Origin of the sequence: Saccharopolyspora hattusasensis, from assembly GCF_050972075.1 — a bacterium.
GTDB lineage: Bacteria > Actinomycetota > Actinomycetes > Mycobacteriales > Pseudonocardiaceae > Saccharopolyspora > Saccharopolyspora hattusasensis.
The window spans coordinates 870,297-884,885 of record NZ_JBPCDC010000001.1 but is presented as its reverse complement, the minus strand read 5'-3'; the positions used below and the strand labels follow the sequence as shown (position 1 = coordinate 884,885).

The window sequence follows — 14,589 nt, the reverse complement described above, 5'->3', positions numbered from 1 at the left end:
AGCGGTTCACCCGCCTGACGAAGCGGTCACCCGCCCAAGGGTGCCCCTCACCTCAGATGCCTTCGATGGAGGTGGGCACTGTGCCCATGCGACCAGTAGGGCTGCTGCTAGGCGCTGGGCGGTGGTTGTGAGCTGCTCGGCGGCGGCGCCGAGCTCGTCGGAGGCGGTGGCTCGGACGACGGAGGGGGCTCGGACGACGGAGGGGGCTCGGACGACGGTGGTGGCGGCGGTGGCGGCTCGGACGACGGTGGTGGTGGGGGAGGCGGCTCGGACGACGGTGGTGGCGGCGGCGTGGTCGCGACTGGTGGGGGAGGTGGCGGAGCTCCGCCAGGAGGTGGAGCGGCGGCGGGAGGTGGAGCCGCGGCGGGCGGGGGAGCGGCCATTGCGCCACCACCGGGCACCGGGGCGGCGACCGGTGGTGGCGGGGCGAACGCGAGAAGGGTTGGATCGCCAGGGATCGAAGCGTCGCTGGGGGTGGGCATGGCGCCGCGGGCATAGGCGTCGGCCCAGGTGAGCACCGAGCGGACGTAGGACTCCGAGTGGTTGTAGCGGAACACCGCCGCCGCCAGCTGCGCGCGGTCACGGAGATTCCCGTTGCCGCTGCACAGGTATTCGCCGGATGCGAGCGTCGCGTCGAAGACGTTGTGGGGATCGCTGACGCCGTCACCGTTGCCGTCGGCGGCGTGGCTGCGCCAGGTGGACGGGATGAACTGCATCGGACCGACCGCGCGATCCCACGTCCGGTCGCCGTCCAGTCGGCCGCCGTCGGTGTCGCGGATGGCGGCCACACCTGGTCCACCGGACAACTGCGGCCCCAGGATCGGCGACAGGGTCCGGCCGTTCACGTCCACCCGGCCGGACCGCGCGTGGTTCGACTCGATGCGCCCGATCCCGGCCAGCACCGACCAGTGCACGCCGCACCCCGGATCGGTACGTGCCAACGTCCGCTCGGCGCGCTGATAGGCGGCCAGCGCCGGTGCCGGGATGCCCAGCGGGCCGGGTGGCACCTGGTCGGCGGGCTCGGCGTGCGCGGACAGGTCGGGCTCGGTGCGCACCTCTTCCAGGAACTCGGGGCTCAGCCGATCGTCGGCGGGCAGCTCTCCGTCGGCGGCCACGCCCGGCGGGAGTCCCGGCGCGGCCTGCGCGGACTGGTCGGCGGGTTCGATCGGGGAATCGCCGTGCAGCGCCAGCACCGGCAACAACGCGACCATCAGGCCGGTCGTCACTGCGGTGAACCGCTCGCCACGGCCGAACCGCTCGCCACGGCTGAACTGGCCGTCCGGACCCAACTTCCCGTCACCTCCACGCCGGTTTGGCCAAGTCGGGGCCCGACTTTTCCGGAAATTGACGGCATTGTGAACCACCAGAAGCGGTCGGCACCGCGAACGCCAAGCGACCAGAAGGTTGCGGCGAATGGCTCACCGGCACGACGGCCATCGCGTGCACTACAGCTGCATCCCGTGCCGCTCCAGGCTCCGGATCGCCTGCGACGGCGAAGGCTGTGCGATGTAGCGGGCCTGCGCGGCCTTCGTGACGCTACCGTGGTCGATGACCGCCATGAAGTATTCAACCGACCGCAGATCCATCACCGCAGGATAGGAGGCTGTAATTGATCGTGGCTATGGGCCTGTGCGGTGTTGGACCTGCGTCAGACCTCGGTGTTCACCTCCGCCGACGCCCAGGAGGGCGCGCGGGCGTTCGCCGAGAAGCGCGCACCGGTTTGGCGAGGTGAATGAGCGCCTTGTCGTACGACGCCGAATCCGACCTGCGGGACCGACGCCGCGCGGTGCGCGAGCTCGGTGCCGCGCTGCGCGAGCTGACCGAGGCGGCGGTGTCGACGGAGGTCGACACCGAGACCCTTGTCGAGGCCGCGGAGCAGGTCCGCGCCCTGGTGCCGGCGCTGTCCTCCGCGCGCCGCGAGCGCGGCCAACCGCCCACTGCGGACGATGGTCGGCGGCCCCGGCGGCTCTACAACCCGGCGGCCGGGCCGGGCAACCCGATCGCGCCGCCGATGCGGGTGGAGATCGTCGACGGGATCGCGATCGGCACCTGCACGCTGGGCCTGGCCTACGAGGGCCCGCCCAGCTACGTGCACGGCGGCATCAGCGCGCTGCTGCTGGACCAGATCCTCGGGCACGCGCACGCGGCGAACGGCAAGCCCGGCATGACCGTGAAGCTGTCGCTGCGCTATCGGCGCCCGGTGCCACTGACGACGCCGCTGCGCATCGTCGGCCGGGTGGTGCGGCTCGACGGGCGGTGGACCAACTCGGTGGGCACGATAAGCACCGCAGACGACCCCGACACCGTGCTGGTGGAAGCCGAAGGCGCCTTCGTGGTGCCCAACGCCAAGCAGAACAAGCGACTGTTCGGAGAGCTGGAGCGCATCGTGTGACCGTCGTCGAGGATGGCCGGGTGCAGCGCGAGCACGTCGCCCTCGGCCGAGCCCGCACGGACCACGTCGGGCTGACAAGTTCACAGACGAGCTCTTCGAAAAGTGGTCAGCTCAGGGGGGAGGCCGTTTTGCTCAGACCGTCGTCGATATGGGCGGAGTCGTTGAAACGGCGGACGATCCAGCGGTCCTCGGTGATCACGATCTGCGAGATCGAGCCGTTGTTCGCTCCCAGGAACGCGAGCGGCCGCGAGCCCGTAGCCATGGCCATCACGTGGCCGATGACGCCGCCGTGGGTGAACACCGCGATTTGCTGGTCCGGGTGCGCGGCGGTGAGCCGTTCGATCGCGCCGCGCAGCCGCGTGGTCAGTGCCTCGGTGGACTCCGCGCCCGGGATGACGTCCCAGCGCTGCTCGGCGAGCATCTGCTGGATCACCGGGTCGTTCTGCGAGACCTTCTGCCGGAACAGCCCACCTTCCCAGTCGCCCAGGTGCACCTCGCGCATGTCGGGCTCGACCAGCGTGGTCAGGCCGAGGCGGGCCGCCAGCGGTGCGGCGGTCTGCGCGGTCCGCTGCAGGGTGGTCACGTAGATGGCGTCCAGCTGCACGGCGGCGAGGCGGTCCGCGACCAGCTCGGCTTGCTCCCAGCCCGCCGGGGCGAGCTCCGGGTCGCCCTGGCCGTCCACCAGCTGGAAGGGCTGGTCCGGGCGCGCCGGGGCGGATTCCCCGTGCCGGATCAGCAGGATGTCGGTGGATCCGGCAGGTGCCGAGAACCGCGACTGCCGGTACTCCACTTCGGACATACTCACTCGCTTTCCCCGCCCAGCAGCCGGAAGTCGGCCGGATTGGGCTGTTTGGTGCGTTTCCGGTACTCCATGCGCCGTGCCGGTGAAGGAATCTTCCGCCTGCCTTCAGGCGGGAGAGCGCCCCGCATCGGGTACCGACGGAATTTCATCGCCGTATGCGCCTTCACGACGGTCATTCAATCATCTGGCCCATGGAAGCCGATACAAGGCTGCGTGCTGGTAGACGTGGCTGAGGATGCGGCCAGCCCGGACAGCCCGGCGCGGCGCGAGCTCGCGGGCTGCTGCCAGCTGCTCGTCGCCGAGCGCGCCCTGCGGGCTGAAGCGGTCCGAAGAACGGTCAGGTTTCGCCGTCCCGCGCCGGAGCTAGGCGCCCACGATGCGCAACGCGATGGTGACGTAGCGGTCGGCCAGTTCGGCCGGTCCCACATCGCTTTCCGGGTCATACCACTGCGGGATCGCGTTGCAGGCGGCCTGGATCGCGAGGCGGGCCTCGACGGGGTGCTCGCAGGAGAAGGCCCCGCGCCGCACGCCATCGTCGATGATGTCCTGGAACAGCCGGGTCGCCGACTCGCGCAGCGCGGCGAGCCGCCGCGCGTGCTCGTCCTCCAGGTTCCGGATCTCCCGCACCGCGATGGTGCTTTCCACCCGCCGCCGCACCCGGTAGTCCACCGTGGCGCGCACGATCGCGCGTAGCCGCTCGACCGGATCGTCGCCGCAGTCGCGAAGAGCCGCGTCGCAGGCCTGCACGTAATCGTTGACGCTGTCCTCGAGCAGCCCGGCGAACAGCTCCTGCTTGCTGGAATGCCAGTAGTACAGCGCGGACAGGCTCAATCCGGCCCGCTTGGCGATGTCGCGGATGGATGCGCCGTGGTATCCGCGCTCGGCGAAGATCTCGCGCGCCGCGACGGAGAGCGCGTCGCCGCCCTGGCCGCGCGGAATGGCGGAGCCGTTGTGGGCCGAGGATTCGGATGCCACCGTCACACCGACAGAATACGGGGTGCTGCCGGGGATCGGGCATGGTGCGGGGAACGGGATGTGGCTGGCACGGTACGTGCCAGTGATTCTGCCACCGCGTCTGCCCGTCCCGGCCTCGCATCGCGACGACGGCACTGTCCCCGACGCGCGTGGCGGCAGCTCAGGCTGTGAGCCGCTCCCAGAGGCCGGTTTCGCCTGCGGCGAGCGCCGCCCGCCCCGCCGGAGCTGGTGATCGCCCCGAGCGCAGCGGTTAGCAGCAATCGCCGCCGACCGAAGGTGCAGCCGTCCGTCCACAGTGGTCGCCGACCCCGGAATTCGGGCTTGCGCTTCTCGCGGAAGGCCTGCATGGCATCGGTAAGCCAAGAACAGCCGTGAGTGTTTTTAGGTGCTATGGCACCCACAAACGCTCACGGGTGTTCTGGCCTGCTGGAGGAGGCCGACGAGGTGCGCATCACCGCCGCAAACGGCACCGATCCTTCGCCGCGCTGCACGACGCCATCTACTGCCAGGGCGCCGCGTCGCAGTGGTCCGCCCACCGGGTGCGTGCGGAGTTCGACGAGTTCGACTGGCCCCGGTCCGGGCGGGTCAACTTCACCGGCGAGATGATCTACCCCTGGCTGTTCGGACAGGACCCGTCGCTGGTGCGGCTGCGGGAGGCCGCCGAGCTGCTGGCGAGTACGAGCACGACGGCGTCAAGGCCTCGCCAGCGGTGCTGGACCGGCTGCTGGCGATGAACCGCGGCGACGCCTGACACGCGAGGCGGACCACCAGGCCGATGCGTGCCGGGGTCCGGCCCGCTATGGTTCGGTTCTCATGTCCCCCTCGGAGCCGAACTTCGCCGCTGGCGTGCCCTGGCTGCGCGTCTTCGACCAGGCGGCGTCTGCGATGGCGATCCTCGACTTGCAGGGCCACTACCGGTACGTCAACGAAGCCATGTGCCGGATGCTCGGCTACCGCAGGGAGGAGCTGGAGGGCCTGGACTACCGGGCCGTCACGCACCCCGACGACATCGACCCGGAGGGGCCGGTGGAGTCCCCGGACCTTCTGGAGAAGCGCTACATCCGCTCCGATGGCAGCGTCATCTGGGCGTCGGTGGCGCGGTCGTTCATCCGGGACAGCCACGGCCGGGCAATCCACTTCCTGTCGCAGATCCAGGACATCACCCGGCGCCGGGAGGCGGAGCTGCTCTGGCAGCGCAGCTTCGCCAACGCGCCGATCGGCATGGCGGTGCTGGACCTCAAGGGCGCGTGGACGGAGGTCAACGACACGCTCTGTGGCATGCTCGGCTACACGCGCGAGGAGATGCTGTCGATGGCGTTCGCCGACGTCACCTACGAGGACGACGAGGAGCAGGGCATGGTCGCTCTCGACGAACTCATCGAGGGCAACCGGGACAGCATCAGCATCGAGAAGCGCTACCGGCACAAGAACGGCCACCCGATCTGGATGCTGATCCGGGCGACCACCGTGCCGGGCGCTGACGGCGCGCCGGCGTTCGTCGTCAGCCAGTACGAGGACATCGGCGAGCAACGCCTGGTGGACGCCCACCTCGCGCACCTGGCACTGCACGACCCGCTGACCGGGCTGGCGAACCGGGCGCTGCTGGCCGACCGGCTCGACCACGGTCTGCAGCAGCTGGCGCGCGACGACGGCGTGCTGGTGGTAGTGCTGGCCGATCTGGACCAGCTCAAGCCGGTCAACGACCGCTTCGGGCACGCGCTGGGCGATCAGCTGCTGATCGCCACCGCGCGCGAGCTGCAGCTGGCGGTGCGGGCCGGTGACACCGTCGCCCGCATCGGTGGCGACGAGTTCGTCGTGGTCAGCCTGCTGCCGGACGAGGACGCGGCGCGGTCCCTGCGGGATCGCGTGGAGCAGCACCTGAACACCGATGTGAAGGTGCACGGGGCCCGAATGCGGCTGCGCGCCAGCGTCGGCTACACCACCACTTCCGACCCTGCTGTCGCGCCGGACATGCTGCTGCACAGCGCCGACCGCGACATGTACGCCAGCAAGCGCCGCCGCCGGGAGGCGCACGGCGGCGGCCGCTGACCGGCCCGTCAGGCGTCCAGTTCGGCGAGGGTCGCCTCGATCGCCCGGTGGAACGTCGGGTAGGCGAAGATCATCTCGCGCAGGCGCTGCACCGGGACCTCGGCGTGCACGGCCACGGCCAGCGCGCCGATGATCTCACCGCCGGCGGGCGCGACCACGGTGGCGCCGACCAGCACGCCCCGTTCGGCGTCGGCGACGAGCTTGATGATCCCCTCGTTGTCGATCTTGTGGATCCAGCCGCGCGTCGACGCGGAGATCTGGGTGGTGGCGGTGCGCACCGCGATTTCCTGCTTCCGGGCCCGGGATTCGGTCAGCCCGACGGTGGCGACCTCGGGGTCGGTGAAGATGACAGAGGGCATCGCGCGGTAGTCGGCGACCTCGCTGCCCTGACCGAGGATGTCGGCCGCCGCGATCCGGGACTGGTAGACCGAGGTGTGCGTGAAGGCGCCTCGACCGGTGATGTCGCCGATCGCCCAAACGCCGTCGGCGGCCCGCATGCGGCCGTCGACCGGGATGCTCCTGGCCTGGTCGTCCAACCCGACGGCCGCGACCCCCAGCGCGCGCAGGTCGGTGCCCCGACCGGTGGCGACCAGCAGGCGCTCGGCGGTCAACACCTCTCCCGAATCCAGGTGCACCTGGAACTGGTCGTCGTACTTGACGCGGTCGACCGCGCAGCCGGTGCGTATTTGTACGCCGTCGGCGCGCAGCGCCTCCGTGACCACCTCGGAGGCCTCTGGTTCGGCCACCGACAGCAGCCGCGGATGCATCTCCAGAACCGTCACCGCGGTGCCGAACCGGGCGAAGACCTGCGTGAACTCCAGCCCGACCGGGCCGCCGCCGAGCACCAGCAGCGACTCCGGCGCGCTGGTCGCGGGCACCGCGTTGCGGTTTGTCCAGTACGGGCTCTCGGCGAGCCCGTCGATCGGCGGGACCACCGGATCGGTGCCGGGGTTGAGCACGATGCCGCGGCGGGCCCGGAACACCTGGCCGTCGACGGTGACCTCGCCGGGCGCGCTGATCCGGCCGACGCCGCGCACCAGCCGGCCGCCGGTGTCCTCGAAGCGCCGCACCGCGACCTCGTCGTTCCAGTCGGTGGTCGCCTCGTCGCGGATCCGCTTCGCGACCGGTGTCCAGTCCGGCCGCACGGTCGCCTGCCCGGCGAGTTCGGGCATCCGGCGCGCCTCGCCGAGGGCGTCGGCGGCCCGCACCATCATCTTGGTCGGGATGCAGGCGAAGTACGGGCACTCGCCGCCGACCAGCCGCGATTCGACCCCGACCACGTCCAGGCCCGCGCTCGCCAGCCGTCCCGCCACGTCCTCGCCGCCCGGCCCCATGCCGATGACCACGACGTCGACCTCTTCGACCACCGTGTCCACCTCCTCGTTCGCTGTCGACTACCAGCCCAGCACCGCAGGTCGGGGCGCGCACCTCGAACTCCGATCGGGCGGGCCCGGTGCCGGGGATACTCCGGTGCGGACCGATCGCGCGGGTGTCAGGACCAGGTCAGCGCCTCGCCGATGGGCTTGCGGGTCAGGTCCGGGACCATCGTGTGCAGCGCGCTGATGAACATGCCGCAGGCGATCCCGGCGCTCTCGATCGCCTCGCGCGGCACCGGGTCGGAACCGACGAACCCACGCTGCGCCGGGCGTCGAGGTGTTCGAACAGCTTCTGCCCGCGCGGTCACTTCTCCTCCGGTTTCAGGACTTCTCGCAGCACGCGGTACGCCTCGGCCATCGCTTCACCGGCGGGCCGCAGCAGGTCGACGCCGCCGGTGAAGCCGTGGAACAGGCCCGGGCAGTGCTGGGTGCTGGTGGGCACGTCCGCCGCTTGCAGCCGCTCGGCGTAGCGCTGGCCCTCGGTGCGCAGCGGGTCGCGGCCGGCGGTCAGGACGTGCGCGGGCGGCAGCCCGGAGAGGTCGGCGGCGCGCAGTGGGGAGGCGTGCGGGTGGTCGCGGTCGGCTGAGTCGGGTACGTACTGGTCCCAGAACCACATCATGTGGCTCGTCATGACCAGGCAGTCCGGGCCGCTGTCCACATAGGACTCGGTGGTGAAGTCATGGTCGGTGACCGGGTAGACGAGCAGCTGGAAGCCGATGTCCGGGCCACCGTTCTCGTTGGCCCGCAGCGACGTCACCGCGGCCAGGTTGCCGCCGGCGCTGTCCCCGGCGACCGCGAGGCGGGCCGGGTCGCCGCCGAGCTCCACGGCGTGTTCGGCGGCCCATTGCGTTGCGGCGTAAGCATCATCGGCGGCTGCCGGGTAGCGGTGTTCCGGGGCGCGCCGGTAGTGCACGGCGATGACGATCGCCCCGGTGCCGTTGGCCATCGAGCGGGCGACGCCGTCGTGGCTTTCCAGATCGCCGAGAACCCAGCCGCCGCCATGGAAGTACACGACCACCGGCATCGGCTCGCCGCTGGCTCGCGGCCAGTAGATGCGCACCGGGATCCGCACGCCGGGCGGGCCGGGGATGAGCCGGTCTTCGACCTTCGCCACCGGTTGGCGGGGCCGCGCCGCCGTGCCCTCGGACATCATCGCGCGGGCTTGCGCGGCGTCGGTGACCGCGCCGCCGAGGTCGGGGAAGTACTCCTGCATGAGCGCGACGAACGGCTCGGCCTCCGGATGCAACGGCATGTTTCCTCCAGCCAGTGGATCGTCGCAGTAAACCGAGGATGCCGCGCGGAAGGTATCGGCCGTTCCGGGGAAAGGCGCTCCCGCATCATGAGAAACCAGATAGAGTGGCAGGTATCACATGAGTTTCCGGCTGATCGGCTGATCGGTATGGTCGAGCTCACATGTCCGGGTTTTCGCGTCGTGCCTGGTTGTGGGTGCCGCGTTCCGGGTAGTTCGATACAGGTGTCGCCACCTGCGGCCGAATGCGGAACTCGATCGTTTCGGTGAAGATCGCGGTGGTTCGGGGGATTCGTGCGGGCGCGTGCGGAAAGTGTGGGGCGTGGGGCCCTGGTCGTGATCGGAATAAGAACCGGGGCTGTATCGTTCGCCACAGTATGAACGTTGCCTGCAGGTGAAGGGGAACGGGCCAATTGAGTACGACGAACGGGCACCGGTCGAACGGCACCCGGAAGCTGAACCGGGTGGTGATCCGGTTCGCGGGTGACTCCGGCGACGGCATGCAGCTGACCGGAGACCGCTTCACCTCGGAGGCCGCGGCCTTCGGGAACGACCTGGCAACGCTGCCGAACTTCCCGGCCGAGATCCGGGCCCCCGCCGGAACCCTGCCCGGTGTGTCCAGCTTCCAGCTGCACTTCGCCGATTACGACATTCTCACCCCCGGCGACCGGCCGGACGTGCTGGTGGCGATGAACCCGGCGGCGCTGAAGGCCAACATCGGCGATCTGCCGCACGGCGGGATCCTGATCGTCAACACCGACGAGTTCAGCAAGCGCAACCTCTCGAAGGTCGGCTACGAGGCCAACCCGCTGGAAAGCGGCGAACTGGAGCGCTACGCGGTGCACCAGGTCGCGATGGCCACCCTCACCCAGGGCGCGCTCGAAGGCAGCGGGCTGGGCAAGAAGGACGCCGAGCGCTGCAAGAACATGTTCGCCCTCGGCCTGCTGTCGTGGATGTACCACCGGCCCACCGAGGGCACCGAGCGGTTCCTGCGGGAGAAGTTCGCGAAGAAGCCGCAGATCGCCGAGGCCAACATCCTGGCGTTCCGGGCGGGCTGGAACTACGGCGAGACCACCGAGGCCTTCGCGGTCACCTACGAGGTCGCGCCCGCCAAGCTGCCCACCGGGACCTACCGGCAGATCACCGGCAACACCGCGCTCGCCTACGGCATCGTCGCCGCGGGGCAGCGCAGCGGGCTGCCGGTGTTCCTCGGCACCTACCCGATCACGCCCGCCTCGGACGTGCTGCACGAGCTGGCCAAGCACAAGAACTTCGGCGTCACGACCTTCCAGGCGGAGGACGAGATCGCCGGTGTCGGCGCGGCGCTGGGCGCCTCCTTCGGCGGTGCGCTGGGCGTGACCACCACGTCCGGGCCGGGGTTGGCACTGAAGTCCGAGACCATCGGCCTGGCGGTGACGCTGGAACTGCCGCTGCTGGTGTGCGACATCCAGCGCGGCGGGCCGTCCACCGGGCTGCCCACCAAGACCGAGCAGGCGGACCTGCTGCAGGCGCTCTACGGCCGCAACGGCGAGTCGCCGGTGCCGGTGATCGCCCCTCGCTCGCCGGCGGACTGCTTCGAGGCCGCTCTGGACGCCGCGCGAATCGCGCTGGCCTACCGGACCCCGGTGCTGCTGCTGTCCGACGGCGCGATCGCCAACGGCTCCGAGCCGTGGCTCATCCCGAATGTCGACCAGCTGCCCGACCTGCGGGTCGAGTTCGCCACCGAGCCCAACGCCCCGGACGGCTCCGGGGAGTTCTGGCCCTACGTGCGCGACCCCGAGACCCTGGCCCGCGAGTGGGCCGTGCCGGGCACGCCCGGGTTGGAGCACCGCGTCGGCGGCCTGGAGAAGGCCGACGGCAAGGGCAACATCTCCTACGACCCGGACAACCACGACAAGATGGTCCGGCTGCGCCAGGCCAAGATCGACGGCGTTCAGGTTCCGGACATCACCGTCGACGACCCCGTCGGCGACGCCCGCGTGCTGGTGCTCGGCTGGGGCTCGTCGTTCGGGCCGATCGGCGCCGCCTGCCGCCGGGTGCGCGCGCAGGGCATGTCGATCGCCCAGGCTCACCTGCGCTACCTGAACCCGATGCCGGGAAACCTCGGCGACGTCTTGCGGAGTTACGACAAGGTGATCATCCCGGAGATGAACCTCGGCCAGCTGGCGATGCTGCTGCGCGCCCGCTACCTGGTAGACGTGCAGTCCTACACGAAGGTCGCCGGACTCCCGTTCCGGGCCGAGGAGCTGCAGAACGTGCTCACCGAAGTTGTGCAGGGGGTGCCCGCGTGACCACCACCGATCTGGGAATCCCGGTCCTCGGCGGGCTGGCCGGCGTGCCGACCACTGACGAGCCGCAGAAGGCGAAGGACTTCAAGTCCGACCAGGAAGTCCGCTGGTGCCCGGGGTGCGGTGACTACGTCGTGCTCAACGCGGTGCAGGGCTTCCTGCCGTCGCTGGGGCTCAAGCGCGAGAACATCGTGTTCATCTCGGGCATCGGGTGTTCGTCCCGGTTCCCGTACTACATGAACACCTACGGGATGCACTCGATCCACGGCCGCGCGCCGGCGATCGCCACCGGCCTGGCCACCAGCCGACCGGACCTGTCGGTGTGGGTGGTGACCGGTGACGGCGACGCGCTGTCCATCGGCGGCAACCACCTGATCCACGCCCTGCGCCGCAACGTGAACCTGAAGATCTTGCTGTTCAACAACCGGATCTACGGGCTGACCAAGGGCCAGTACTCGCCGACCAGCGAGGTCGGCAAGGTCACCAAGTCGACGCCGGCCGGATCGCTGGACCACCCGTTCAACCCGGTGTCGCTGGCGCTGGGTGCGGAGGCGTCGTTCGTGGCACGGGTGATCGATTCGGACCGTGCGAGCGTGACCGAGACGCTGAAGGCGGCGGCGGAGCACCGCGGCAGCGCGCTGGTGGAGATCTACCAGAACTGCCCGATCTTCAACGACGGCGCGTTCGACGTGCTGAAGGACAACGACGAGAAGCAGCGCCGGATCGTCGCGCTCAAGCACGGCGAGCCGATCGTGTTCGGCCCGGAAGACGAGCGCTACGCGGTGATCAACGACCGCGACGGCTTCCGGGTCACCAAGCTGTCCGAAGTGGACGAGTCCGACGTGGTGGTCCACGACGCCAACCGCGAAGACCCGTCCTACGCCTTCGCGCTGTCCCGCCTGGGCGGCCAGGACCTCAACCCGGCGGTAACGGGCATCTTCCGAGCGGTGACCCGCCCGACCTACGACGACCAAGCCCGAGCCCAGGTCGAGGAGGCGGTGCAGGCCAAGCCCGCCGACCTCCATTCCCTCCTGACGGGCAACGACTCCTGGACCATCTGACCGGAACCGAAAGGGCCAGGAGTCCGTGGGCCGCGGCAACCCGCCTCCCACGGACTCCTGGCTGTCAACGGCAGGTCACAATGATCGGCGCGACCGAAAAAGGATCAAGTGCGCACTGCGCGTTCCCGCCTATTCGCGGCCAGATGAATGATGCAGGCTAATTAGAACAGAGATCTTCAGCGGAATTACTGCCTGCGGCTTCGTTGCCACGCTAGTCTTCGACCGGATTAGCTTGATCGGGTGACGAGGTGGGGAGTGTCATGTCGAGCCCAGACGCTGGTTTTGCTGCTGCAGCGGAGGGATTGCAAGCGGTGAGAAATCAGACTCAGTGGATCAACCAGCAGGTGAGCGCCGGTAAGCTGGCGCTGGACCCCGAGGTCGCGGAGAAGGCTGCCAAGCGCTGTGATGACGAGATCCGCGAACTGGGCAAGCTGGTGAGGGACGCGAACCAGATCAGCCGTGTCAGCGGGCTTGGGAACTACCCGGATGGGCAGCAGCTTGCGCAGCGGTTCATGGACAAGGCGAACCACGAGGGGTCGGGTGCACTCACGCTAATCCGAATGATGCAGGACGAGTTGCAGAAGCAGGCGGATGCCTTCAGAGCTGCAGCCAGGGACTATCGTGCGACCGACGAACAGCAAGCCCAAGATCTTCAGCGAGGTATGCAGTGACCCGACGTTCCCGTTCGCTGATTTCGACAGTTGCAGGTATGGCGATGCTCGGCCTAGCTGCCTGCTCAGGCGGACCCAGTGGTGAGACTTCTCATGGTGGAAACAGCGAGTCCCCGACGACCCAAGCAGGAGGATCTGGTGGGTTGGCGGAATTCGACCCGTGCAGCTTCCTGACGTCAGAGGATCTGAACGCAGCTGGTGTGGTGGGTCCTGGTGAAGCGCGGGAGCAGTTCAAGGACGAACCGGGTTGCGGGTTCGAAGGTGAGAAGACCCTGTTGACCCTGTACAAGAACCAGAAACAGACTGTAGACAGCTACAAGAACAACGGTCAGTGGGATAGCTACGACTCGATTGGCCTGAATGGCCGGAAAGCTGCGCGTGGGGTTGCGGCCGGTGCAACGGGTCAGGGCGCCTGCTCCCTGGTCGTAGACGCGGGCGGCGGCGTCGTGATCGTCGACGTGGTCGGGATCACCCGCGACTCGGTGCCGGACACGTGCGGCGAAGCCGAGAAGGTCGCTCGCCAGATCGAGCCGAGGCTGCCCAAGTAACAAAAACCTGGCGGATGACAGCCGGTCTGGACTCGCAGGAGCCGGACCGGCTGTTTGTCCGGTTGGGACAGAGACACTTGGATGATCTGATCGGTACTGATGAGGCATCCTGCTACGGCCGGTCGAAGCGCCCGGTCTTGAGCTTGCTGATGAAGGCGCTCCATAACTCGCGGTCGAATGCGAGGATCGGGCCGCTGCCGTGTTGCTTGGAGTCTCGTATTCCGGTCAGGTCGGGAACTGAAGCAACCTCTATGCAGGCCCCGGTTTCGTTGCTGTAGGTGCTCTTGCGCCAGTGGGCACTGGCGAACTTTGGCGTAGGCATTCGGTAACTCCTTGTCTTCAGGTCATGCTGTCTCGGATGTCCGCGATCCGAAGGACGGACGTCGCTGGGTCGAGCGCCTTTTCGCGCAGACGCTCGAACGCGAGGCGATACGCGTGGATCTCCGACTCTTCCTCCACGTACATGCCGTAGTGCAAGTTGTCCAAGTACGCGCCCTCAGCGCTGTCGGGACCGAAGGTGGCCAGGTGGAATGCTGTGCCCATGCCCGGATACGCGCCGGCATCGATCGGAAGGACCTGCACCGTGATGTTCTGGAGTTCGCTGCGGGTAAGCACGAATTCTAGCCGTTCCCGCATGACGTCGGTGCCGCCGATCGGCAGATGCAATGCAGACTCGTGAACGATGGCGTGATAGCTCAACGGATCATTGGTGGCATCCAACCTCGACTGTCGTTCTTGGCGAACGTCACGGCGTGCACTCGCGAGTTCGTCGTCCGGGCTGCGCACGCCCTCGTGAAGGATTGCCTTTTGGTACTCGGCGGTTTGCAGAAGTCCTGGCACAAGGTGGATTTCGAAGCTGAACAGCAAAGTGGCGGCAGCCTCTACTTCGAGGTAGTCCTCGAAGTCGCCGCGAACTGCGTCGGGGCCGTATGCGCTCCACCAGTCGGTTTCGACCGAGGCCATGGCCAGGCGGACCAGGCGGTCTCGCTCCGCTTCATCGACGCCGAGGACCGTACGGGCAACGACTCCTGGACCATCTGACAGGGTGAGGGCACTTGGCGACCAACTGGTTTGGTCGCCGAGTGCCTCTCGCGCAGCTTGGCCCCATCCAGCTAAGTAGGCGAAGGGCGCCTTCGAGCAATTGAGTTGCCCGAAGGCGCCCTTCGCGCATCACCTGA

The 14,589-nt window shown here is 68.8% G+C and carries 16 protein-coding genes and 1 pseudogene; 8 read left to right on the top strand and 9 right to left on the bottom strand.

Annotated features, from left to right (window positions below):
* Window positions 1-107: 107 nt before the first annotated feature.
* Window positions 108-1,289 carry a lytic transglycosylase domain-containing protein gene (locus tag ACRXBZ_RS04160; protein WP_433877868.1) on the bottom strand — a complete coding sequence of 394 codons (1,182 nt, stop codon included), beginning with the start codon at window positions 1,287-1,289 and terminating at the stop codon, window positions 108-110.
* A 156-nt stretch (window positions 1,290-1,445) separates the two neighbouring features.
* Complete coding sequence (locus ACRXBZ_RS04155) at window positions 1,446-1,586, bottom strand: LysR family transcriptional regulator (protein WP_433877867.1); 141 nt, start codon at window positions 1,584-1,586, stop codon at window positions 1,446-1,448.
* A gap of 72 nt (window positions 1,587-1,658) precedes the next feature.
* Between ACRXBZ_RS04155 and ACRXBZ_RS04150 the strand changes: the two are divergent.
* A pseudogene (locus tag ACRXBZ_RS04150) lies at window positions 1,659-1,736 on the top strand (crotonase/enoyl-CoA hydratase family protein); the annotation flags it as partial.
* Window positions 1,733-2,392: a PaaI family thioesterase gene (locus tag ACRXBZ_RS04145; protein WP_433877866.1), complete on the top strand. Its 660-nt coding sequence runs from the start codon at window positions 1,733-1,735 to the stop codon at window positions 2,390-2,392. The pseudogene ACRXBZ_RS04150 and the gene ACRXBZ_RS04145, both read left to right, overlap by 4 nt.
* A gap of 106 nt (window positions 2,393-2,498) precedes the next feature.
* Here ACRXBZ_RS04145 and ACRXBZ_RS04140 read toward each other — a convergent pair whose 3' ends face one another.
* Window positions 2,499-3,191 carry a histidine phosphatase family protein gene (locus ACRXBZ_RS04140; protein WP_433877865.1) on the bottom strand — a complete coding sequence of 231 codons (693 nt, stop codon included), beginning with the start codon at window positions 3,189-3,191 and terminating at the stop codon, window positions 2,499-2,501.
* A 366-nt stretch (window positions 3,192-3,557) separates the two neighbouring features.
* On the bottom strand, window positions 3,558-4,169 hold the full coding sequence (locus tag ACRXBZ_RS04135) for a TetR/AcrR family transcriptional regulator (protein ID WP_433877864.1): 612 nt from the start codon (window positions 4,167-4,169) through the stop codon (window positions 3,558-3,560).
* 413 nt (window positions 4,170-4,582) lie between these two features.
* Between ACRXBZ_RS04135 and ACRXBZ_RS04130 the strand changes: the two genes are divergently transcribed.
* Window positions 4,583-4,903, top strand: coding sequence for a hypothetical protein (locus ACRXBZ_RS04130; protein WP_433877863.1), 321 nt, complete (start codon window positions 4,583-4,585; stop codon window positions 4,901-4,903).
* A 79-nt stretch (window positions 4,904-4,982) separates the two neighbouring features.
* A complete protein-coding gene (locus tag ACRXBZ_RS04125) occupies window positions 4,983-6,218 on the top strand; it encodes a PAS domain S-box protein (protein WP_433877862.1) in 1,236 nt (411 codons plus the stop codon).
* 8 nt (window positions 6,219-6,226) lie between these two features.
* On the opposite strand, the gene ACRXBZ_RS04120 is transcribed toward ACRXBZ_RS04125, so the two are convergent.
* The 3 genes from ACRXBZ_RS04120 to ACRXBZ_RS04110 all read right to left on the bottom strand — a co-directional run bounded on the left by ACRXBZ_RS04120 (window position 6,227) and on the right by ACRXBZ_RS04110 (window position 8,846).
* Complete coding sequence (locus ACRXBZ_RS04120; protein ID WP_433877861.1) at window positions 6,227-7,594, bottom strand: dihydrolipoyl dehydrogenase family protein; 1,368 nt, start codon at window positions 7,592-7,594, stop codon at window positions 6,227-6,229.
* 116 nt (window positions 7,595-7,710) lie between these two features.
* Window positions 7,711-7,902 (bottom strand): hypothetical protein, encoded by a 192-nt coding sequence (locus ACRXBZ_RS04115; protein ID WP_433877860.1) that lies wholly within the window; start codon window positions 7,900-7,902, stop codon window positions 7,711-7,713.
* Entirely contained in the window at window positions 7,899-8,846 is a 948-nt protein-coding gene (locus tag ACRXBZ_RS04110) for an alpha/beta hydrolase (RefSeq protein ID WP_433877859.1), read from the bottom strand. The genes ACRXBZ_RS04115 and ACRXBZ_RS04110 overlap by 4 nt, the downstream gene beginning before the upstream one ends.
* A gap of 410 nt (window positions 8,847-9,256) precedes the next feature.
* Between ACRXBZ_RS04110 and ACRXBZ_RS04105 the strand changes: the two genes are divergently transcribed.
* From ACRXBZ_RS04105 to ACRXBZ_RS04090, 4 genes are all read left to right on the top strand, one after another.
* The gene (locus tag ACRXBZ_RS04105) at window positions 9,257-11,134 is read left to right on the top strand and encodes a 2-oxoacid:acceptor oxidoreductase subunit alpha (RefSeq protein ID WP_433877858.1); all 1,878 of its coding nucleotides are present in this window, start codon (window positions 9,257-9,259) and stop codon (window positions 11,132-11,134) included.
* The gene (locus ACRXBZ_RS04100) at window positions 11,131-12,192 is read left to right on the top strand and encodes a 2-oxoacid:ferredoxin oxidoreductase subunit beta (RefSeq protein ID WP_433877857.1); all 1,062 of its coding nucleotides are present in this window, start codon (window positions 11,131-11,133) and stop codon (window positions 12,190-12,192) included. Before ACRXBZ_RS04105 ends, ACRXBZ_RS04100 begins: the two co-directional genes overlap by 4 nt.
* Window positions 12,193-12,452: 260 nt before the next feature.
* A complete protein-coding gene (locus tag ACRXBZ_RS04095; RefSeq protein ID WP_433877856.1) occupies window positions 12,453-12,863 on the top strand; it encodes a hypothetical protein in 411 nt (136 codons plus the stop codon).
* Window positions 12,864-12,901: 38 nt separating this feature from the next.
* Complete coding sequence (locus ACRXBZ_RS04090; protein ID WP_433877855.1) at window positions 12,902-13,411, top strand: DUF3558 family protein; 510 nt, start codon at window positions 12,902-12,904, stop codon at window positions 13,409-13,411.
* Window positions 13,412-13,523: 112 nt separating this feature from the next.
* On the opposite strand, the gene ACRXBZ_RS04085 is transcribed toward ACRXBZ_RS04090, so the two are convergent.
* Both ACRXBZ_RS04085 and ACRXBZ_RS04080 read right to left on the bottom strand, forming a co-directional pair.
* Entirely contained in the window at window positions 13,524-13,733 is a 210-nt protein-coding gene (locus ACRXBZ_RS04085; protein ID WP_433877854.1) for a DUF397 domain-containing protein, read from the bottom strand.
* 17 nt (window positions 13,734-13,750) lie between these two features.
* Window positions 13,751-14,374 (bottom strand): DUF5753 domain-containing protein, encoded by a 624-nt coding sequence (locus ACRXBZ_RS04080; RefSeq protein ID WP_433877853.1) that lies wholly within the window; start codon window positions 14,372-14,374, stop codon window positions 13,751-13,753.
* Between the last annotated feature and the right edge of the window lie 215 nt (window positions 14,375-14,589).